The 21131-nt window shown below is 73.8% G+C and carries 21 protein-coding genes; 11 read left to right on the top strand and 10 right to left on the bottom strand.

Going from position 1 to position 21131, the window contains the following annotated elements; genetic code table 11:
- The first annotated feature begins 308 nt into the window (after positions 1–308).
- Both aceE and KPF47_RS38105 read left to right on the top strand, forming a co-directional pair.
- Positions 309–3089: a pyruvate dehydrogenase (acetyl-transferring), homodimeric type gene (gene aceE, locus KPF47_RS38110; protein ID WP_224393168.1), complete on the top strand. Its 2781-nt coding sequence runs from the start codon at positions 309–311 to the stop codon at positions 3087–3089.
- A 224-nt stretch (positions 3090–3313) separates the two neighbouring features.
- Entirely contained in the window at positions 3314–3517 is a 204-nt protein-coding gene (locus KPF47_RS38105) for a cold-shock protein (RefSeq protein WP_020624180.1), read from the top strand.
- A 92-nt stretch (positions 3518–3609) separates the two neighbouring features.
- Here the strand turns inward: KPF47_RS38105 and KPF47_RS38100 are convergent, their stop codons facing one another.
- Complete coding sequence (locus tag KPF47_RS38100; RefSeq protein WP_224393167.1) at positions 3610–4356, bottom strand: pirin family protein; 747 nt, start codon at positions 4354–4356, stop codon at positions 3610–3612.
- Between the two features lie 9 nt (positions 4357–4365).
- Between KPF47_RS38100 and KPF47_RS38095 the strand changes: the two genes are divergently transcribed.
- From KPF47_RS38095 to KPF47_RS38075, 5 genes are all read left to right on the top strand, one after another.
- Positions 4366–5748, top strand: coding sequence for a CdaR family transcriptional regulator (locus KPF47_RS38095; RefSeq protein ID WP_224393166.1), 1383 nt, complete (start codon positions 4366–4368; stop codon positions 5746–5748).
- Positions 5749–5889: 141 nt separating this feature from the next.
- A complete protein-coding gene (locus tag KPF47_RS38090) occupies positions 5890–6813 on the top strand; it encodes an ACP S-malonyltransferase (protein WP_224393165.1) in 924 nt (307 codons plus the stop codon).
- A 5-nt stretch (positions 6814–6818) separates the two neighbouring features.
- Complete coding sequence (locus KPF47_RS38085; protein WP_224393164.1) at positions 6819–7799, top strand: beta-ketoacyl-ACP synthase III; 981 nt, start codon at positions 6819–6821, stop codon at positions 7797–7799.
- 54 nt (positions 7800–7853) lie between these two features.
- Positions 7854–8096 (top strand): acyl carrier protein, encoded by a 243-nt coding sequence (locus tag KPF47_RS38080; protein WP_020623056.1) that lies wholly within the window; start codon positions 7854–7856, stop codon positions 8094–8096.
- Between the two features lie 55 nt (positions 8097–8151).
- Positions 8152–9399: a beta-ketoacyl synthase gene (locus KPF47_RS38075; RefSeq protein ID WP_224393163.1), complete on the top strand. Its 1248-nt coding sequence runs from the start codon at positions 8152–8154 to the stop codon at positions 9397–9399.
- Positions 9400–9472: 73 nt separating this feature from the next.
- On the opposite strand, the gene KPF47_RS38070 is transcribed toward KPF47_RS38075, so the two are convergent.
- From KPF47_RS38070 to KPF47_RS38060, 3 genes are all read right to left on the bottom strand, one after another.
- A complete protein-coding gene (locus KPF47_RS38070) occupies positions 9473–9994 on the bottom strand; it encodes a hypothetical protein (RefSeq protein WP_224393162.1) in 522 nt (173 codons plus the stop codon).
- A gap of 67 nt (positions 9995–10061) precedes the next feature.
- Positions 10062–10553 (bottom strand): DUF3145 domain-containing protein, encoded by a 492-nt coding sequence (locus KPF47_RS38065; protein WP_224393161.1) that lies wholly within the window; start codon positions 10551–10553, stop codon positions 10062–10064.
- Positions 10554–10778: 225 nt separating this feature from the next.
- Positions 10779–11855, bottom strand: coding sequence for an MBL fold metallo-hydrolase (locus tag KPF47_RS38060; RefSeq protein WP_224393160.1), 1077 nt, complete (start codon positions 11853–11855; stop codon positions 10779–10781).
- A gap of 231 nt (positions 11856–12086) precedes the next feature.
- Between KPF47_RS38060 and KPF47_RS38055 the strand changes: the two genes are divergently transcribed.
- Genes KPF47_RS38055 through KPF47_RS38045 form a run of 3 tightly spaced genes read left to right on the top strand, consistent with a single transcriptional unit; the run spans position 12087 to position 13349 of the window.
- On the top strand, positions 12087–12299 hold the full coding sequence (locus KPF47_RS38055) for a helix-turn-helix domain-containing protein (RefSeq protein ID WP_224393159.1): 213 nt from the start codon (positions 12087–12089) through the stop codon (positions 12297–12299).
- Positions 12300–12313: 14 nt separating this feature from the next.
- A complete protein-coding gene (locus KPF47_RS38050) occupies positions 12314–13066 on the top strand; it encodes a methyltransferase domain-containing protein (protein ID WP_224393158.1) in 753 nt (250 codons plus the stop codon).
- Between the two features lie 37 nt (positions 13067–13103).
- Positions 13104–13349 (top strand): hypothetical protein, encoded by a 246-nt coding sequence (locus KPF47_RS38045; RefSeq protein WP_224393157.1) that lies wholly within the window; start codon positions 13104–13106, stop codon positions 13347–13349.
- Between the two features lie 3 nt (positions 13350–13352).
- Here KPF47_RS38045 and KPF47_RS38040 read toward each other — a convergent pair whose 3' ends face one another.
- A complete protein-coding gene (locus tag KPF47_RS38040; protein ID WP_224393156.1) occupies positions 13353–13823 on the bottom strand; it encodes an NUDIX domain-containing protein in 471 nt (156 codons plus the stop codon).
- A gap of 77 nt (positions 13824–13900) precedes the next feature.
- Here KPF47_RS38040 and KPF47_RS38035 point away from each other — a divergent pair, with 77 nt between their 5' ends.
- Positions 13901–14908 (top strand): alpha/beta fold hydrolase, encoded by a 1008-nt coding sequence (locus KPF47_RS38035; protein ID WP_224393155.1) that lies wholly within the window; start codon positions 13901–13903, stop codon positions 14906–14908.
- A 22-nt stretch (positions 14909–14930) separates the two neighbouring features.
- Here the strand turns inward: KPF47_RS38035 and KPF47_RS38030 are convergent, their stop codons facing one another.
- The 5 genes from KPF47_RS38030 to KPF47_RS38010 form a co-directional block, all read right to left on the bottom strand.
- A complete protein-coding gene (locus KPF47_RS38030; protein WP_224393154.1) occupies positions 14931–15572 on the bottom strand; it encodes a hypothetical protein in 642 nt (213 codons plus the stop codon).
- Between the two features lie 93 nt (positions 15573–15665).
- Positions 15666–18536 (bottom strand): vitamin B12-dependent ribonucleotide reductase, encoded by a 2871-nt coding sequence (locus KPF47_RS38025; RefSeq protein WP_224393153.1) that lies wholly within the window; start codon positions 18534–18536, stop codon positions 15666–15668.
- Between the two features lie 97 nt (positions 18537–18633).
- Positions 18634–19125, bottom strand: a complete 492-nt coding sequence (gene nrdR / locus KPF47_RS38020) for a transcriptional regulator NrdR (protein WP_224393152.1) — start codon at positions 19123–19125, stop codon at positions 18634–18636.
- A 799-nt stretch (positions 19126–19924) separates the two neighbouring features.
- Positions 19925–20497, bottom strand: a complete 573-nt coding sequence (locus tag KPF47_RS38015) for a hypothetical protein (protein WP_224393151.1) — start codon at positions 20495–20497, stop codon at positions 19925–19927.
- Positions 20498–20737: 240 nt separating this feature from the next.
- Positions 20738–20968: a hypothetical protein gene (locus tag KPF47_RS38010; RefSeq protein WP_224393150.1), complete on the bottom strand. Its 231-nt coding sequence runs from the start codon at positions 20966–20968 to the stop codon at positions 20738–20740.
- Between the last annotated feature and the right edge of the window lie 163 nt (positions 20969–21131).

Below are 21131 nucleotides of genomic sequence, written 5' to 3'. Positions count from 1 at the left end.
CGCGCGAAATCGGATGGGGCATCCGATCACGGGGGCACGACCGGATGCAACCGGCCCGGTGCCGTCGGGACGGTGACGCGCAGGTCACCCGGCCCTCCGTTCAGTTACGTACGAGTAGTACCTATCCTCGCGCCCAGCACCCGTGACCGTGAACGACGAGTTTCGGGCACGCGCCGGAACAGGCACGATGGACCCTGGCCACGGTCACGACCATCGGGTCCGGCCGCGACGCCGCCCACATGCCGGCGGCGAGAGAACGACAGGGCCGGGCGATCCCGGCCACCGACGGAATCAGGCAGGGAGAACCCTTGACCGCGCAGAGCAGCAGGCCCGGCGACGACAACCGCCGCGTCAACGTCATCCGGGACGGGCTGGCCGCCCACCTGCCGGACATCGACCCGGAGGAGACGGCCGAGTGGCTGGACTCCCTGGACGCGGTCCTGGACAACGCCGGACAGCAGCGCGCCCGCTACCTCATGCTGACGATGCTGCAGCGTGCCCGCGAGAAGCACGTGGGCGTCCCGTCGCTGACCGCGACGGACTACGTCAACACCATCCCGACCGACCGGGAGCCGTGGTTCCCCGGCGACGAGGACGTCGAGCGCACCTACCGGCGCTGGCTGCGCTGGAACGCCGCGATGACCGTGCACCGCGCGCAGCGGCCGGGCATCGGCGTCGGCGGGCACATCTCGTCCTACGCCTCCTCGGCGACGCTGTACGAGGTCGGCTTCAACCACTTCTTCCGTGGCAAGGAACACCCCGGCGGTGGCGACCAGATCTACATCCAGGGTCACGCCTCCCCCGGCATCTACGCCCGCGCCTTCCTCGAGGGACGACTGTCCGAGGACCGGCTCGACGGCTTCCGCCAGGAGCTCAGCCACGCCGGCCCGGGCGGTGGTCTGCCGTCCTACCCGCACCCGCGCCTGATGCCGGACTTCTGGGAGTTCCCCACGGTGTCGATGGGCATCGGCCCGATGAACGCGATCATGCAGGCGCGGTTCAACCGCTACCTGGGCGACCGCGGCTTCAAGGACACGAGCCAGCAGCAGGTGTGGGCCTTCCTCGGTGACGGCGAGATGGACGAGCCCGAGTCGCGGGGCCTCATCCACGTCGCGGCCAACGAGGGCCTGGACAACCTGAACTTCGTCGTCAACTGCAACCTGCAGCGCCTCGACGGCCCGGTCCGCGGCAACGGCAAGATCATCCAGGAGTTGGAGGCGTTCTTCCGGGGAGCCGGCTGGAACGTCATCAAGGTCATCTGGGGCCGCGAGTGGGACACCCTGCTGCACGGCGACCGCGACGGCGCCCTGATCAACCTGATGAACACCACGCCCGACGGCGACTTCCAGACCTACAAGGCCAACGACGGCGCCTACGTCCGTGACCACTTCTTCGGCCGCGACCCGCGCACCAGGTCCCTCGTCGAGCCGATGAGCGACGCCGAGATCTGGAAGCTCAAGCGCGGCGGGCACGACTACCGCAAGGTGCACGCGGCCTACGCCGCGGCGACCGCGCACCACGGCCAGCCGACCGTCATCCTGGCCAAGACCATCAAGGGCTACGGCCTGGGCACGCACTTCGCGGGCCGCAACGCCACCCACCAGATGAAGAAGCTGACCCTCGACGACCTCAAGCAGTTCCGCGACGAGCAGCGCATCCCGATCACCGACAAGCAGCTCGAGGCCGACCCGTACCTGCCGCCGTACTACCACCCGGGCGAGAAGGACGAGGCGATCCAGTACCTGCGGGAGCGCCGCCGCCAGCTGGGCGGCCCGTTGCCCTCGCGCCGCACCGCGAGCAAGCCGCTGGTGCTGCCGGGGGACAAGGTCTACGACTTCGTCAAGAAGGGCTCCGGCAAGCAGGAGGTCGCCACGACGATGGCGTTCGTCCGGCTGCTCCGCGAGCTGATCAAGGACAAGGAGATCGGCGCCCGCTTCGTGCCGATCATCCCGGACGAGGCCCGTACCTTCGGTATGGACTCGATGTTCCCGAGCCAGAAGATCTACAACCCGAACGGGCAGAACTACACCTCGGTCGACGCCGACCTGATGCTCGCCTACAAGGAGTCCGAGCAGGGCCAGATCCTGCACGAGGGCATCAACGAGGCCGGGTCGGTCGGGTCGTTCACCGCGGCGGGCTCGTCGTACGCCACGCACGACGAGCCGATGATCCCGATCTACATCTTCTACTCGATGTTCGGGTTCCAGCGGACCGGCGACTCGATCTGGGCCGCGTCGGACCAGATGGCGCGCGGCTTCCTCGTCGGCGCCACCGCGGGCCGGACCACGCTGACCGGTGAGGGTCTGCAGCACAACGACGGGCACTCGCTGCTGCTGGCCGCGACCAACCCGGCCGTCGTCGCCTACGACCCGGCGTTCTCCTTCGAGGTCGCGCACATCGTCCAGGACGGCCTGCGCCGGATGGTCGGCGAGCAGCCCGAGAACGTCATCTACTACCTGACGGTCTACAACGAGCCCTACCGCCAGCCGGCCGAGCCGGAGGACGTCGACCGCGAGGGCATCCTGCGCGGCATGTACCGCTTCGCCCCGGCTCCCGAGGGCAACGGTCCGGTCGTGCGGCTGCTCGCCTCCGGCGTCTCGCTGCCGTGGGCCCTGACCGCGCAGAAGATGCTCTCCGACGAGTGGGACGTCCGCGCGGAGGTCTGGTCGGTCACCTCCTGGGGCGAGCTGCGCCGCGACGGTGTCGAGGCCGAGCACGCCAACCTGCTCAAGCCCGGTGACGAGCCGGTCGTGCCCTACGTGACCCAGAAGCTGGGCGACGGCGAGCACGGCGACGCCCCGGTCGTGGCGGTCTCGGACTGGATGCGTGCGGTCCCCGACCAGATCCGCCAGTGGTCCCCGGCGCCGTTCCTGTCCCTGGGCACCGACGGGTTCGGCCTGTCCGACACCCGTCCGGCGGTGCGCCGTCACTTCGCGGTGGACGCCGAGTCCATCGTCGTCGGCGCGCTCTCGGCGCTGGCGAAGCAGGGCCTGGTGAAGACCGAGACCGCGGCCGAGGCCGCGAGCGGCTACAAGATCGACGACCCGCAGGCCGCAGGCCCGCAGATCGGCGACGGCGGGGCCGCCTGACCCCGACGCGCCCGAGGACGGCCCGCCCCCCGTTACGGGAGGCGGGCCGTCTCGTTTTCGCCCCTCCCCGGGAGTCGCAGATCACGATAGGCTCCGCGCGACGGCGGTGGCGGTGATCACTCGTCCTCGCGACTCGCCGTCCTGACCAGGGCGTCGACCGTGCGCGCCGCTGGCCCGCGGTCCGGGGCGGAGTGCTCCGGGCCGATGATCTCCAGGGAGCAGGAATGGCAGAAGGCACCGTCAAGTGGTTCAACAGCGAGAAGGGCTACGGCTTCCTCGCCCCCGACGGTGGTGGTGCGGACGTGTTCGTGCACTACTCGGCGATCCAGACGAACGGCTACAAGAGCCTCGACGAGGGCCAGCGCGTGTCGTTCGACATCGAGCAGGGGCAGAAGGGGCCGCAGGCCAGCGCGGTCACGCCGCTCTGAGCCGCCCGGTCACCCGCCCGGCGCGGTGACCGGCAGCAGCTCCCCCGGCCGGGGCACCGCCCGTCCCGGCCGCGTTCCGCGGTCCCCGGGTGTCACCACCCCAGTGCCGCGTGCATCTCCCACACCAGGATCTCGGCTCCGTCCGGTCCGGCGGTGACCCGTCGGCCGCCGTCGTCGACGATCCTGGCCGCGTCGCCCGTGCCGAGGTCGTTGTCGGGCACGTCCTCCACCCGGGCGTCCCCCCGTGCCACGAACAGGTGGACGAACGGGGCGCTCGGCAGGGCCGTGACCGCGCCCGGTCCCAGACGCGCCACCGACAGCGCCGCAGCGCGCTGACGCAGCGGCAGCAGTGTCGTGTCGCGGTGCCGTTCCAGGCCCGAGGCCAGGACGACCGTGCCGTCGTGCGGCCACGTCTGCGCCGCGCGCACCAGGTGGCGCGGGTCGCCACCCGGCTCCTCGGGCACCACCCACATCTGCACGAACCGCACGCCGCCCTCCGGTGTCGCGTGCTCGGAGTGCCGCACCCCCGACCCGGCGCCCAGGTACTGCGCCCCGCCCGGCCCGACGCGCACGGTCCGCCCGGTGGCGCTGTCGCGGTGCTCCAGCTCGCCGTCCAGCACCCAGGTGAGGATCTCGGTGTCGCGGTGCGGGTGCTCGTCGTAACCGCGCCCCGGCACGAGCCGGTCCTCGTTGTGCAGCAGGAGCAGTCCGAAGTGGGTGTTGGCGGGGTCGTAGTGCGCGCCGGCGGAGAAGCTGTGCCGCGAGTCCAGCCAGCCGGTACGCGTGCGCGCCCGTGCGCCGGAGCGATACAGCGTGACGTGTCCTGTGGGTGCGTCCATCGTCGTGTCATGCTGCCCGACGTGCACCGCCACCCGGTCGCGGACGCGACGTTGCGCCGCCTCGAGCTCGCCTCCTCCCGGCTGGCCGCGGCCTGCCTGGCGGAGATGGAGCGACGCTGCCCGTGGTTCGCGCTGCTGCCCGCCGACCAGCGCGCGGGCGTGGCCCTGGTGACCCAGACCGGGGTCGCGAACTTCGTGTCCTGGCTGCGCGAACCCGACCGCACCACGCCGCTGACCGCGGAGGCGTTCCGGATCGCGCCGCGCGACCTGGCCCGGCGGATCAGCCTCCGCCAGACCGTGGAGCTGGTGCGCATCGCCGCGGACGTCTTCGAGGAGCACCTGCCCCCGCTCGCCGACGACGGCGCCGAGCGCCACGAGCTCACCGAGGCCGTGCTGCGCTTCGGCCGGGAGATCGCCTTCGCCGCCGCCACCGTCTATGCGGGCGCCGCGGAGTCCCGCGGCGCGTGGGACGCCCGGCTGGAGGCGCTGGTCGTCGACGCCGTGCTGCGCGGTGACACCGACGGCGCCCTCGTCTCCCGGGCCGCCGCGCTCGGCTGGGACCCGGCGGCACCGGTGCACTGCCTGGTCGGCTCGGCCCCCGGCTCCGGCCCGGAGTCCCCGCAGCTGATCGTCGAGCTGCGCCGGGTCGCCGCGCGGCTCGGCCACGACGTGCTGGTCGGCGTCCAGGGCAGACGGCTGGTGGTCCTGCTGCACCTGACCGGCAGGCCCGCCCGGCGGGTCGCCGACCGGCTCGCCGAGACCACCTCGACGCGCCCGGCGCCGGCCGGGCCCGGGCCCGCACCGGGGACGAGCGCGGTCACGACGCGGGTCCTCGCCGAGGTCGCCGCGCACTTCGGCCCCGGTCCGGTGGTCTCGGGCCCGCCCAGCACCGACCTCGCCACCGCGGGTGCCGCCGTCGCCGAGGCGCTGGCCGGGCTGGCCGCGGCACCCGGGCATCCCGACGCCCCGCGCCCGGTCGACGCCGCCGACCTGCTGCCCGAGCGGGCCCTGCACGGGGACCCGGCCGCACGCCGCCGGCTCGCCGACGACGTCCTCGCCCCGCTGCACGCCACCGGCGGCGAGCTGCTGCGCACGCTGGCCGCCTATCTCGAGGGCGGCGCCAGCCTGGAGGGATGCGCCCGCGCGCTCTACGTCCATCCCAACACGGTCCGCTACCGCCTGCGGCGCATCGGTGAGCTCGTCGGCCGCTCGCCGACCGACCCGCGCGAGGCCTTCGTGCTGCGCGCCGCGCTCGTCGCGGACCGCACCGCCCGCGCGTCCGACGGGGCGGCGGTCGCCGCGCACACCCCGCTGACACCGCTGGACCGCACCGGGGGGCATGATCCCGCTGCGGACGGCACCCGGGTTCCGGTGGGCGGGTCGTTGTCGTGAACCCTACAAACACCGACCCCTACGGATCGGTAACGAGGCCCGGGTCACACCGTCATGTAGTAGAAACCCTACAACTTCGGCGGACGGACTTCGTCGTAACCGGTATCCCGGCGCCGACCCCGAGAGGTGTGTGATGTCCCCGTGATCGCCCTGCTCGCACCCGGCCAAGGGGCCCAGACCCCCGGCATGCTCGCTCCGTGGCTGGAGGATCCGGCCGCGGCGGAGGCCGTGGCCGGCTGGTCCGAGGCCGTCGGGCTCGACCTGGCCCGGCTCGGCACCACCGCGGACGCCGAGGAGATCACCGACACCGCGGTGACCCAGCCGCTGATCGTCGCCCTGGGCCTGCTGGCCGCCCGCCGCCTGCGCGAGCGGGTCGAGCTGCCGTCCGGGACCGTCGTCGCCGGGCACTCGATCGGCGAGGTCACCGCCTGCGCGATCGCGGGTGTGCTGGCCGAGGACGCCGCCGTCGCCCTCGCCGGGGTACGTGGTCGCGAGATGGCCGCAGCCTGCGCCGTCGCGCCGACCTCGATGGCCGCCGTGCTCGGCGGCGACGAGGAGGTCGTGCTGGCCCGTCTCGCCGAGCTGGGGCTCGACCCGGCCAACCGCAACGGGGCGGGTCAGATCGTCGCCGCCGGAGCGAAGGACGCGATCGGCAAGCTCGTCGCGTCGCCGCCCGAGCGGGCGCGTGTGAAGGAGCTCCCGGTCGCCGGGGCGTTCCACACCGCGCACATGGAGCAGGCACGTGCCGCGCTGGAGGCCCACGCGTCGTCGGTGCCGGTGTCGGACCCGGCGCTGCCGCTGCTGTCCAACGCCGACGGCGGGGTCGTGGAGTCCGGCCCCGAGGCGGTGCGCCGGCTCGTCGCGCAGGTCACCCGACCGGTCCGCTGGGACGCCTGCATGCAGACCCTCGCCGACCGCGGCACCGCAGCGACCCTCGAGCTGCCCCCGGGCGCCACGCTGACCGGCCTGGTCAAGCGCGCGATCAAGGGCACGCCGACGCTCGCGCTGAAGACCCCCGACCAGCTCGACGCGGCCGTCGACCTGATCTCCGAGCACGGGAAGTGAGCCGCATGCGACTGAGCCCGGCCGTCGCCGGCGCCCGCATCCTGGGCATCGGCAGCTGGCAGCCCGAACACGTGGTCACCAACGCCGACCTGGAGAAGCGGGTCGAGACCGACGACGCGTGGATCCGCAGCCGTGTGGGGATCGCCGAGCGCCGGATCGCCGACGCCGAGACCCCGCTGCCGGCCATGGCGATGGCGGCCGGGACCGCGGCGTTGTCCGACGCCGGGTTCGACCCGTCCGGGCTCGACGCCGTGATCGTGGCGACCTGCACGATGCCCAACCCGATCCCGAACGCCGCCGCCCAGGTCGCGACCGGCCTCGGCGCCGAGGGCGCCGCCGCGTTCGACCTCAACGCCGCCTGCGCGGGCTTCAGCTACGCCACCGCCGTCGCCTCGGACATGATCCGTGCGGGGTCGGCCCGGCACGTGCTGGTCATCGGCGCGGAGAAGCTGTCGGACTGGATCGACTGGGACGACCGCTCGACCTGCATCATCTTCGCCGACGGCGCGGGCGCCGCCCTCCTCGGACCGGCCGGGACCGAGGACGAGGTGGGCGTCGGCCCGGTCAGCTGGGGCAGCTCGGGCGAGCACGCGAGCACGATCCGCATCCTGGGCGAGACCACGAACAAGCTGTACCAGGAGGGCCAGGCGGTCTTCCGCTGGACGACGACGGCGATCTCCCCGGTCGCGCTGGACGCCATCGAGCGGGCCGGGCTGACCCCTGCCGACATCGACGTGCTCGTCCCGCACCAGGCGAACCTGCGCATCGTCGAGGCGATCGCCAAGAAGCTGCGGCAGAAGGGCGCGCGGGAGGACATGGTCGTCGCCGACGACATCGTGCACTCCGGCAACACCTCGTCGGCGTCCATCCCGATGGCGCTGGACCACATGCGCACGGCCGGCCGGGTACGGTCCGGCGACGTGCTGCTCCTCGTAGGCTTCGGCGCAGGACTGTCCTACGCCGGACAGGTCGTCGTCTGCCCCTGACGGGGCGTCGCGGACCTGGCACCCGTCCCCAACCACTGCGCAAGGAGAACCATCGTGGCTGACAACGCCGAGATCCTGACCGGGCTGGCCGAGATCGTCGAGGAGGTCGCCGGCATCGACACCGCCGAGGTGACCCCCGAGAAGTCCTTCGTGGACGACCTGGACATCGACTCGCTGTCGATGGTGGAGATCGCGGTGCAGGCCGAGGACAAGTTCGGCGCCAAGATCCCGGACGACCAGCTCGCCGAGCTGAAGACCGTCGGCGACGCCGTCGACTTCATCGCCAAGCACCAGTGATCCGTACCGGCGGGCGCGCACCGGCACCACTGCCCGCCGGGGAGAAGGAGACGTCATGACCGACGGAGTGGTCGTCACCGGCTTCGGGGCCACCACCCCGCTCGGCGGGGACGCCGCCTCCACCTGGGAGGCACTGCTCGCCGGGAGGTCCGGGGTGGGTACCACCCGGGCCGACTGGACCGAGCGGTTCGACCTGCCGGTGTCCATCTCGGCCCAGCTCGCCGTCGAGCCCACCGAGGTCCTGCCGCGTGTGCAGGCCCGCCGGATGGACCGCTGCGAGCAGGTCGCGATGGTCGCCGCCAAGGAGGCCTGGGCGCACGCCGGGCTCGGTGCGGTCCCCGGCGAGGACGGGGCCGCGGTCGAGGCCGAGCGGCTCGCCGTCGTCATCGGCGCGGGCATCGGCGGCGCGCCGACGCTGCTCGCGCAGGACGACCTGCTCGAGGAGCACGGGCTGCGCAAGGTGTCCCCCCTGACCGTCCCGATGCTCATGCCGAACGGTCCGGCGGCCCTGGTGAGCCTGGAGTACAAGGCCAAGGGCGGGGTGCACTCCCCCGCCTCGGCGTGCGCCACCGGCGCCGAGGCCCTGGCCTGGGCCTACAAGCTGCTGCGCGACGGGGAGGTCGACGTCGTCCTCGCGGGCGGCGCCGAGTCCTGCATCGTGCCGATCACCGTGGCCGGGTTCGTGCAGTCGCGGACCCTGTCCACCCGCAACGACGACCCGGAGCGCGCCTCCCGGCCGTTCGACACCGGGCGCGACGGGTTCGTCCTCGGTGAGGGCTCCGGCGTGCTGGTGCTCGAGCGCGAGGAGTTCGCGAAGGCCCGCGGCGCGACCGTGCACGGTCGCCTCGCCGGGATCGGACTCACCTCCGACGCGTACCACATCACCGGGCCCGACCCCGAGGGCGAGGGCCAGATCCGGGCGATGCAGAAGGCGGTGGCCGGGGCGGGCCTGTCCGCCTCCGACATCGCCCACGTCAACTGCCACGCCACCTCGACGGTGGTCGGCGACGTGGGCGAGGCGACCGCCGTGAAGCGTGCGTTCGGCGACCACCCGGTGCTGACCGCGCCGAAGTCGGCGCTCGGGCACCTGGTGGGCGGGGCGGGGGCCGTCGAGGGGATCATCGCGCTGCTGACCGTGCGCGACGACATCGTCCCGGCGACGCTCAACCTGACCGACAAGGACCCGAAGGTCGACCTGGACGTCGTGGCGGGCGAGCCCCGGAAGATGGTCGTGGACGCCGCCGTGAACAACTCGTTCGGCTTCGGCGGGCACAACGCCTCGCTGGTGTTCACCAAGGCCTGACGACCGTGCGGGGTCCCCGGCCGACGTCGGGTGCCGGGGTCCCGCCCGGTCCGGCCGCGCTCCCGCGCGGCGCTCAGCACGGCGCGCGCAGGATCCCGTCGGGGTCGCCGATGTCCATCCGGGGCGGCGAGCCCGCCATCGGGTAGGCGACCTGCCAGCAGATCCGGCCGACGTGCAGGCCGGGCGGGCCGTCGTTCGGGTCCTGGACGCTGATGAACCGGACCAGGGCCAGCACGCCGCCACCGGTCGCGGAGTCGATCCGGTCGATGCGGATGGTGCCGTCGGTGGTCGAGCCGATGCCCTCCAGCCAGGCCTCACGGGGCTGCCGGTCGGCCGTCTCCTGGCTCACGACACGGGTCCAGGTCGCGTGGTCGCGGCCGTTGACGGCGTTGAAGTAGAGCTGCACCTGCTGCATGACCAGCTGGGCGGCCGGGTGTTCGGCGGCACCCGCGCTGATGGTCACCTCGCTGCTGCCCGCGCCGCTGTCGGGCACGGCCTGCGGTGCGGACGCGGGAGCGACACCGGACCGGGTCGTCCCGGACACCGTCCACGCCACCCCGCCGACGGTCACCAGGGCCACCAGCAGGACGCCCACCGTGATCGCTGCCCGGCCGTTCACTCCTCGCCCCCCATGGGCGACAGTCTGCCCGGCCCGGCCGGGCTCAGCCGACCCGGTGGGTCAGCAGCGTCACCGCCGCGCCGTCGCCGGCGAACCGGAAGGACTCCAGCTCGTCGTCCCATGCGGTGCCCAGCAGCTGGTCGAGCTGCCGGGACAGCCCGGCGCCGCCGTGCTCGGCCATGACCGTGCGCAGCTGGTCCTCGGGCAACACGACGTCACCGTTGGCGCTGGTGCGCCCGTGCCACATGCCGAGGCCGGGGACGTGCATGAACCGCTCCCCGTCCACGCCGGGGCTCGGCTCCTCGGTCACCTCGAACCGCAGCATCGACCAGGCCCGCAGCGCGCACGCCAGCGCCCCGCCGCTACCGGCGGGACCGCTCCAGGTGCACTCGGCCCGCATCTGACCGGACGCCACCGGCTGCGCGGACCACTCGAGGGAGACCCGCGTTCCGAGAAGGCCCGAGAGCGCCCACTCGACGTGCGGACAGACCGCAGTCGGCGACGAGTGGACGAACACCACTCCGCGTGTGCTCACTGCCAACCTCCGCTGTCGTCGACGAGGATCGTCTTCCCCTACGTCCTCGGCGCAGCGCGGCCGGTGCTGGGACCCGCGGTACGGATGTGCTGGGTGTGGGTGTGGTGGCCTCCGTGGCGTGAGGGGACGTCGTCGGCCTCACTCTGCCCGATTCCGCTCCGGGGAGCCACCCCGACACGTCGACCGGGTGAACGGCGTCCGGCGTGTCGCGGCCCGGCGCGCGCGTCAGGCGGTGTAGGTGGCCAGGGCGACCCCGGTGGCGGGGTCGGGGACCTCGGTCCGCTGCAGGTCACCGCGGTCGGCGAGCACGTCGAGGTGGGCCCCGGTCTCCAGGACCGCGAGCGTCCGGTTGAACAGGTCCATGTCGTCGAGCCGGTGCTCGCGGCGGGTCCAGCGCAGGACCCGGGCGACGGCGTCGGCGGTCGGCTCTCCGGCGACGACGGCGTCGCGGCACTGGGCGAGCCGGACGTCGTGGTGGGCCAGCAGCTCGTCGGTGCGAGCGTGCACGCTGCCGCCGACCGGGCCGTGCGCGGGCAGCAGCGTGGCGTCGGGCCGGGACCGGACCAGGCGCAGCGAGTCGAGGAACTGCCCGAGCGGGCTCGCCACCGGCGACGGCTGCAGGCCGATCGACGGGGTGATCCGGGGCAGCACGTGGTCCCCGGCGAACAGCAGCTCGTGCGCCTCGTCGGCGAAGACCAGGTGTCCGCGGGTGTGTCCGGGGGTCTCCACCGCGGTCAGTGTGCGGGTGCCCGCCGGGTCGGCGACGGCGATCGCGGCGCGGTCGGCCAGCCACTCGTCGGGGGCCTCCCACTCCTCGGGGAGCGGCCGTGGCCAGGGGCCCGCGCGGCCGAGCTCCTCGACGATGCCGGCGGCGCCGGCCCGCAGCAGCCGGGTCCGGTCGGGTTCGCCCTGCGGCCGGTCGGGGTCGGTGATGACCTCCAGGTTGGGCCGCTCCCCCGCCCCGAGCAGCACCCGGGCGCCGTACTCGCGGCGCAGGACCGCGGCCAGGGTGTAGTGGTCGCGGTGGGCGTGGGTGACCAGGAAGCGGCGGACGTCACCGAAACCGGAGCCCAGCGCGGCCAGCGCCTTGCCGAGCAGGTCGCGGGCCTCGTCGATCGCCCAGCCGGAGTCGATCAGGGTCCAGCCGGTGTCGTCGGCGAGTGCGTAGACGTTCACGGCGCGCAGCCCGTCCTGGGGCAGCGGCAGCGGGATCCGGTAGACGCCGGGGGCGCTGCGGAACACGCCCGGCGCCGTCCAGTCGCCGTCCGGGTCGTCATCGGTCACGGTGGGAGCGGCGGTCACCTCCCGACGATAGATGACCGCCGTCGCGCCTCCGGGGCCGCGGCACCCGTCGCGGGTGGGTGATCATCACCCCGCGTGTCCGGACGGACACCGAGAGCCGATCATTTCCGGACAGTCCACCCGAGGGTGGGACATGTTCGCACCGGGAGGGTGGCCCGATCCGCGCTACCGTCCCTGCGTTCGGTGATCAGAGGTCGGCCTGGGGGCGGGTCGGCGGAGGAGGGGCGCAGCATGGCGGCAGGGATCCCGGAGCAACGGTCCGGGCAGGAGGCGCCGTTCCTCACCGTGGCGGAGGTGGCGGACCGGATGCGGGTCTCGCGGATGACGGTGTACCGGCTGGTGCACTCCGGGGAGCTGCCCGCGGTGCGGTTCGGACGCTCGTTCCGCGTACCGCCGGAGTCGGTGGAGGCGCTGATCGAGTCGGCGCGCTACACCGGCGGGTGAGACCGGGAGCCGGGATGCTGCCGGTGGACGCCGCGAGCGCGCGGCGGGTCGCGGACACCTACGACACGGCCGAGGCGCGTGCCGAGCGGGAGCGGACCCTGGAGCTGCTGGGGCCGCGTCCCGGCGAGCAGGTCCTGGTCGTGGGGACCGGTCCGGGTCAGCTGCTCGACGACGTCGCCCTGGCCGTCGGCCCGGGCGCCACGGGCGTCGACCCGGACCCGGTGATGGTCACGCTGGCGCGGCGCCGCTGCGGCACCCGGGCGGTGGTCGCCCAGCGCGCGCTGGCCGGTCCGGGGTCGCTGCCCGGCGGCCCGTACGACGCGGTGGCGTGCCTGCAGGTGCTGGAGTTCCTCGACGACCTGCCGGCCGCCGTGGCCGAGCTGTACCGGGTCCTGCGCCCGGGTGGGCGGCTGCTGGCCCTGGACACGGACTGGACGTCGCTGCACTGGCCAGGGCCCGGACAGGACCGTCACCGGCGCGTCCGCGATGCGTGGTGCACGACCGTGCCGCGGTCGCGGCTGCCCTACGAGCTGGGCCCGTTGCTGCAACGGGCCGGGTTCGACGGGGAGTGGACGCACAGGATGCCGATGCGCGGCCCGGCCTCCACCGGCTACGGCGCCGTGCTCCGGGAGATGGTCGCCGACGCCGCACCGGGCCGGTGCGGGCTCACCCGCGCCGAGGTCGACGCCTGGGCCTCGGGGGTCGCGGCCTGCGGGGACGAGCCGTTCTCGGTGGACCGCTGGTTCCTGGGCGCCGTCCGGCCCTGAGCCACGGGCGTGGCGCGCGGGGCGCCGGTCGGGCAGCATGCCCGCCGTGGGCTCCCCGTCGTCGCAGACACCGATCACCGCGCGGGTCAGGATCGGGCAGCAGCCCGACTTCGTCCGGCTGTTCCAGGCGCTGCCCCGGGCCGGGGAGTGGGTCAACTTCGCCCCGCCCGGCCGGCGGCGCGACGACTACGAGGTCGACTGGGTGCTCCACTGGGCCGTCGACCCCGAGGACACCGACAGCCCCGAGGTCACGGTGGAGATCCAGCTCGTCGATCCGTCGTAGCCGTCACCGGAAACCGTGGCTGCGGACGGCCGCGACGGGACCGGCACGCAGCGCGTCGAGCACCGCCCGCTCGTGCGGGACGGTGTCGACGGGCAGCTCGGCCAAGGCGAACCAGCCCAGGCCCGCGGTCCTGCCGTCCTCCGCCCGGCGCGGCTCACCGGTCCAGCGACGGCAGGTGAAGAAGAAGTCGACCCGCTCGTCGACCGGGTCCCCGGTGGGCCGGGTGCGGTGCACCGCCGTGAGCGGGACGAGGTCGGCGGGGTCGATGGTCACGTCGAGCTCCTCGTGGGCCTCCCGCACCGCGGCGGCGGCGGCGTCCTCACCCGCCTCGACGTGCCCGGCCGCGGCGGCGGCCCAGTGTCCGTCCATGAACCCGGTGCCGGCACGCAGCTGGAGCAGGACCTCGGTCCGCTCCCCGGTGCCGCGCAGCAGCAGGACGTAGGACGCCGGGACGACCCGGTAGCGCTCGCTCACGCCGTCGACCCTAGGTGCCGTGCTGCCGTTCGCCGACGGCAACACCGGGGTAATGCGGCGGTCCTACCGTCGTGCGGATGGCGGCCCCCACCTCGCGCCCGGCACCGGTCGGCGACCGGCTCGGCGTCGTGCCGCCGCGGGACTCGGAGCTGCGGTTCCGCACCGTGCACGGCTACCGGCGGGCGTTCCGGGTGGCCGGCTCCGGTCCCGCGGTCGTACTCGTGCACGGGATCGGGGACAGCTCGGCCACCTGGGAGGCGGTGTTCCCCGCGCTGGCCCGCCGGCACCTGGTGATCGCCCCCGACCTGTTGGGCCACGGGCACTCGGACAAGCCGCGCGCGGACTACTCCGTCGCCGCCTACGCCAACGGGGTACGGGACCTGCTCGGTGTCCTGGGGATCCCGCGCGCGACGCTGGTGGGGCACTCGCTCGGCGGTGGTGTCGCCATGCAGTTCGCCTACCAGTACCCCGATCGGACCGAGCGCCTCGTGCTGGTCGGCACCGGCGGCGCGGGCCCGGACGTGACGCCGCTGCTGCGCGCGGTCAGCCTGCCCGGCGCGCACGCGGCGCTGGCGGCTTCCCAGCTGCCCCTGCTGCGGTGGCAGATCGGGTGGGCGCTCGACGCGCTGCGACTGGTCGGGACGGACCTCGGCCGGGACGCCGCCGACCTGCTGCGGCTGGTCGACGCGCTGCCGGACGCGACGTCGCGGACGGCCTTCATCCGCACGCTGCGGGCCGTCGTGGACTGGCGGGGGCAGGTCGTGACCATGCTGGACCGCTGCTACCTGACCCGCGGGATGCCGACGATGCTGGTGTGGGGCGCGCGGGACGCGGTGGTGCCGCTCGCGCACGCCCACACCGCGCACGCGGCGATGCCGGGCAGCCGGCTGGAGGTGTTCGACGACGCCGGCCACTTCCCGCACCACAGCGACCCGGCACGGTTCGTCGGGGTGCTGGAGGAGTTCCTCGACTCCACCGACCCCGCGCGGTGGAGCCCGGAGCAGTGGCGTCAGCTGCTGCGTTGTCCCGCTCCCCCACCCGCCGGCACCACCGGGGGCCGGCCGGGACCGGTGTCGGCCACCTGACCCCGGCGTTCCGCGGCCGGGATCAGAGCACGAACCCGAGCCAGCGACCGGCGCAGCCGTGGCAGGCGCCGTGCACCGTCGCGGCGCGGTGCACCGGACGCAGGCAGACCACGCAGTGGGTGAGTCGTCGCCGGGCCCGGCGCAGCAGCCCGTCGCGCACCTGCCGGACGGCGAGACCGGCGTCGCCGTCCGGGTCCGCGCAGCCGGGCAGGACGGGCACCTCGACCGCGTCCACCGGGTCCAGCACCGGACGGTCCCCCGCCCGGCGTGGCTCCGGGCGGGCGAGCAGCACCGGCCCCGCGGGGTCGAACCCGAGCATCAGCTGCGCCGGCTCCCCCGCGACGAACCAGGCCACCGGGTCCGGCTCCGCGCCTGGTGGGAGGAGCCCCGCCGAACGCAGGTCCGCGTCGGTCCAGCCACCGCGACGCAGGTCCGCCGGGGTGAGCCCGAAGTGCCGCAGCCCGTCGGCGGGCAGGTCGAGCTCGCGCAGCTCCGCCGGTGACGGGACGCCGACGTAGACGGTGCCGCGCACCCCCACCCGCTCGGTCACGGGCCCGGTGTCGTGACCGTCCGCCGCGCGCCACGGGGCGGCGACGAGCACCGCGAGCACCCGCGGATCGACGCCGAGGCGCTCGGCCACCTCCGCGGTGCGGTCGTCGGTCACGTGGTCTCCGATCGGCGCGGTCCGGTCCTCCGGACGCACACCGGGGCGGCTCCGGTCCCGGAGCCGCCCCGGTGTGGTGCGGTGCGGTGTCGCTCAGCTGCAGCCGCTGGTGAAGCCGCAGCCCTCGCAGAGGTAGCAGGACCCGGCGGGGCGCATCTTCGTCCCGCAGGTCATGCAGAGCGGGGCGTCGGCGGCCTTGCCCAGGCGCAGCTCGAGCAGCTCGGTGGAGCTGCCGACCTCGACCGGGGCCGGCTCGACACCGGCCTCGGTGCGCTCCTCGGTCGTCGGCACCGAGGAACGGAACTCCTCGATGTCGAGCTTCTCGCCGGTGCCGTAGTCGTTCTCGACCTGGGCGGACCGCTCGTCGGAGGAGAAGATGCCCAGCTGGGCGCGCTTCTCGTACGGCAGGTGGTCCAGGGCCAGGCGGCGGAACAGGTAGTCCAGCACCGAGGTCGCGATCCGGACGTCCGGGTCGTCGGTCATCCCGGCAGGCTCGAAGCGCAGGTTGGAGAACTTCGAGACGTAGAACTCCAGCGGGATGCCGTACTGCAGACCCACCGAGATCGACATCGAGAAGGCGTCCATCACGCCGGCCAGGGTCGAGCCCTGCTTGCCGAGCTTGACGAAGATCTCGCCGAGACCGTCGTCGGGGTAGCTGCCCGCGGTGAGGTAGCCCTCGGCACCGCCGACGGTGAACGACACGGTCTCGCTGGGCCGCTTCTTGGGCAGCCGCTTGCGGACCGGGCGCTGCTCGACGACCGTGACCTTCTCGGCCTCCGCGGTGTCACCGGAGGCCTTCTTGTCGCCGCCCTTGCCCGCGGACAGCGGCTGGCCGACCTTGCAGTTGTCGCGGTAGATCGCCAGGGCCTTGAGGCCGAGGCGCCACCCCTCGAGGTAGATCCGCTCGACGTCCTCGACGGTCGCCCGCTCGGGCATGTTGACCGTCTTGGAGATCGCGCCGGACAGGAACGGCTGCGCGGCGGCCATCATGCGGACGTGGCCCATCGGCGCGATGGTCCGGTCGCCCATGGCGCAGTCGAACACCTCGTAGTGCTCGGGCTTCATACCCGGTGCGTCGACGACGTGGCCGTGCTCGGCCACGTACTCGACGATCGCCTCGGCCTGCTCGGCCTGGTAGCCGAGGTTGTCCAGGGCGCGGCGCACCGACTGGTTGACGATCTGCATGGAGCCGCCGCCGACCAGCTTCTTGAACTTCACCAGCGCCAGGTCCGGCTCGATGCCGGTCGTGTCGCAGTCCATCATCAGGCCGATGGTGCCGGTCGGGGCCAGCACCGACGCCTGCGCGTTGCGCCAGCCGTTGACCTGACCGACCTCCTGGCACTGCTTCCACACCTCGGTGGCCAGCTTCTGCACCGGCATGCTGGCGGCGAAGGTGCGGATCCGGTCGTTCTCGGCCGCGTGCTTGCGCACGACCCGCTGGTGGGCCTCGGCGTTGCGGGCGTAGCCCTCGTAGGGGCCGACGACGCCGGCGAGCTCGGCGGAGCGCTTGTACGCGGCACCGGTCATCAGCGAGGTGATCGACCCGGCGAGCGCGCGACCGCCCTCGGAGTCGTAGGCGTGGCCGGTCGCCATGAGCAGCGCGCCGAGGTTGGCGTAGCCGATGCCCAGCTGGCGGAACTTCCGGGTGGTGTCGGCGATCGGCTCGGTCGGGAAGTCCGCGAAGCAGATCGAGATGTCCATCGCGGTGATGATCAGCTCGACGGCCTTGGCGAAGGTCGCGGCGTCGAACCGGTCGTCGGAGTCGAGGAACTTCAGCAGGTTCAGCGACGCCAGGTTGCAGCTGGAGTTGTCCAGGTGCATGTACTCCGAGCACGGGTTCGACGCACTGATCCGCCCCGACTCCGGGGTGGTGTGCCAGTCGTTGATGGTGCCGTCGTACTGGATGCCGGGGTCGGCGCAGTTCCAGGCCGCCTCGGCGATGCCGCGGAAGAGCTTGCGGGCGTCGACGCGCTCGATGATCTCGCCGGTCATGCGGGCACGCAGACCGAAGTCGGTGCCCCCCTCGACGGCGCGCATGAACTCGTCGGTGACGCGGACGGAGTTGTTGGCGTTCTGGTACTGCACCGAGGTGATGTCGGAGCCGCCCAGGTCCATGTCGAAGCCGGCGTCGCGCAGGACGCGGACCTTCGCCTCCTCCTTGGCCTTGGTCTCGACGAACTCCTCGATGTCGGGGTGGTCGACGTCGAGGACGACCATCTTCGCCGCGCGCCGCGTGGCGCCGCCGGACTTGATGGTGCCCGCGGAGGCGTCGGCACCACGCATGAACGAGACCGGGCCCGACGCGGTGCCGCCGGAGGACAGCAGCTCCTTGGACGAGCGGATGCGCGAGAGGTTCAGACCGGCACCGGAGCCGCCCTTGAAGATCAGGCCCTCCTCGCGGTACCAGTTCAGGATCGACTCCATGGTGTCGTCGACCGAGAGGATGAAGCAGGCGCTGACCTGCTGGGGACTCGCGGTGCCGACGTTGAACCACACCGGGGAGTTGAAGCTGAAGACCTGGTGGATCAGCATCCAGGTCAGCTCGTGCTCGAAGATCTCGGCGTCGGTGTCGGTGGCGAAGTAGCCGTGCTCCAGACCGGCCCGCTTGTAGGTGCCGACGACCCGCTCGACGAGCTGCTTGAGGCTGGACTCACGGGTGGCCGACCCCACCGCACCGCGGAAGTACTTGCTGGTGACGATGTTGGTGGCGTTGACCGACCAGGTGCGCGGGAACTCGACGCCCCGCTGCTCGAAGTTGACGGTGCCGTCGCGCCAGTTGGTCATGACGACGTCCCGGCGCTCCCACTCCACCTCCTCGTAGGGGTGGACCCCTTCGGTGGTGAAGACACGCTGCACGGTCAGGCCGGGCGCGCGCTTGGCGCCGGTCCTCCCGCGGCTGCGTGACGGCTTCGCCGCCGCGCTCTCACCGGTGTCTGTCGTCGGGCCCCCGACGGTCTCGGTCATGAACTGCCTCCGCACATCCGACGCTTCTCCGCCCGCGCGCTGGGGTGCGCGAACGGCTCTCTTCCCGGTTCGACCTCCGACGACGACACCGCGTCGCTCAGCCGTCCGGGTGGTGCCCGGCCCCGTCGTCGGCTGCTTCCCCGGCAGCCGCCGACCGCAGGTCGGCGATCTCCTTCTCGAAGTCCTCGATGGAGGAGAAGGAGCGATAGACGCTCGCGAACCGCAGGTACGCGACCTCGTCGAGCTCACGCAGCGGTCCGAGGATCGCCAGCCCGACCTCGTGGCTGGGGAGCTCCGCCGCCCCGCGCGCCCGCACCGTCTCCTCGACCCGGTGGGCGAGCTGTTGCAGGTCGTCCTCGTCGACCGGCCGGCCCTGGCACGCCCGCCGAACCCCGCCGACGACCTTCTGCCGGCTGAAGGGCTCGGTCACCCCGCTGCGCTTGACGACGGCGAGCACGGCCTCCTCGACCGTGGTGAACCGTCGTCCGCACGAGGTGCAGGACCGGCGGCGGCGGGTGCAGGTCCCGTCGTCGGCGGTCCGGGAGTCGATCACGCGGGAGTCCGGGTGACGGCAGAACGGGCAGCGCATGGACGCCCACACCCCTCTCCCGTGACGTTCCGGAAACTCTCCGCAGCGATCGGTCCCCCCAACCAGTAGCGGAACGACACCAATGTAACCCCTACATCTAGGGGTGCGCCATCCCGGGCCCCGCGCCACGCCGAGCTTCGCCCGATCGGGATCCCGAGCCTCGCACACCACGTTCCGCGACCGGCCCGTCGCCGACGATCATGGAGTGCGACATCGACCCTGGTGGCACCGAGAAACGGCGCGACCACCGCCGTCCGTCGCTCCGGAGCAGCCGCGGCCGACGGCCACCCGATGCGGGGACACGCCCTGCCGACGCGCCCGGCGGCGCGCCCGCGCCGCCGACCCGGCGACCGCGGCCCGATGCCCGCGCACGGCGCCCGCACGCCGTCACCCGATGCGCCGCCGTGACGGCCTCGCCGCTCCGCACCGTCACCACCGCGCACCGCGGCACACCGCGGCACGACGGACGGACCGCAGGCAGCCGGGCGCGGTCGGCCGGGCCCGGGCAGCCGGGCGCGGCGGACGGGGCCGGGCGGCCGGACATCCGGGGCCGGGCAGCCGGGGCCGCGGCACGACGCTCTGCGACGGAACCCGCGGTGCGACCAGGCGGGGCCGGATGCGGCCCTCGCGGAGCCCCGGTGCGGTCCCGCGCATCCCGGCACCAGCACATCCCGGCACCCGTACGTCCCGGCACCCACGTATCCCGGCACTGCCGGCACCCGGCTGCACCACGGGATCCCGGACGACCGCCGGGACGGCGCCGGGCGGCGTGGGGCGGCCACCGGCGGTGGCGCGTGCCTCAGCGCACCGTGCTGACCGACGACGCGCCGGAGGACGCGTTCCACCCTGCCGCCACGTCGCCCAGCAGCCCCAGCGCGACCACCGCCGTCGTCGCGCACAGCAGGACCGCCGCACCGGAGAGGAGCCGCTCCAGACGTCCGCGGACCCGGCTGCGGGCCGGACGCGGGCGCGCCGGGACCAGGCAGCGCCTGTCCAGCGGGCGGACCGTGCGCGGCACCGGCACCGCGACCGTGCGCGGCCGGGCCGGCGTCGCGGCCGGGGCGGGTCGCGCGGGAGCCGCCGTGGTCGCGGCCGTCGTCGTCATGGCCGCCGTCGCCGGCGCGGAGGTGACACAGCCGGGCGTACGGACCGCGCGGTTCGGGGCGCCTGCGACCGAGGCACCGGCCACCGCCGCCCGCCGGGCCCGCGCGAGCGCGGCGGGGTGGCGGGCGACCGACTCCTGCAGTGCACGCTCGCGCGCACCCTGCGCGGACCACCGGTGGGCCGCGCGGTCGGCGGCCGACGGGCCGGCGCCCACCGCACGGTCCCCGACCGACACCCGGTCGCGGACGGCACGCCGGGCACGGGACACGGGGACGCCCGGGGGCAGGGGCGCCTCTCAGGCAGTCGACCGCGCCGTGGTCACGGACCCGCTCGTCGAGCTCTCGCATGGTTCCTCCTGCCGTAGGGCCGCCCGTCCCCCGGGCGGTCTCTTCTCCCCGCTCCCGACCGGCCCTTCCCCGAGCCCGGTCGAACGGGCGTACGAACGGTGTAGCAGCCGACACCGACAACAATCGCGTTCCCGCAGGTCGTCGCCCGCTCCGGACGGCGTTCAGCGTGGTGCGGCAGCTGCCGGCGGCCCGGTGGCGACCGCGACCTCCGCGACCTCTGCGAGCACCCCGAGCGCGACGACCGCCGAGGCGGAGGCGAGCAGCACCCCCAGCGCGGCGACCGCACGGCGGGCAACTCCCGTCCAGGAGGAGGCGGCCCGCGCCGCCGGTACCGCGGCCCCGGCCGGCACCCGTCCGATGACCGTCACGTCCCCGATGACCGCCGTGCCCACGATCGCCACCCCCGCTGCCGTTCCCGTCGCCACCGGCACCCGCGCGGCCGGGCGGCGGCGCGGACCGCGTTCGATCGAACCCGTGTTCGATCGAACGCCTGTGCGATGTTCTACCACCGTGGCCCGACGGAATCCACGACACGCCCCGAACCACTTCGAACGC

The organism is Pseudonocardia sp. ICBG1293, assembly GCF_020131355.1.
Lineage (GTDB): Bacteria > Actinomycetota > Actinomycetes > Mycobacteriales > Pseudonocardiaceae > Pseudonocardia.
Note: the sequence above shows the minus strand (reverse complement) of the source record. Positions and strands in the feature narration are given on the sequence as shown.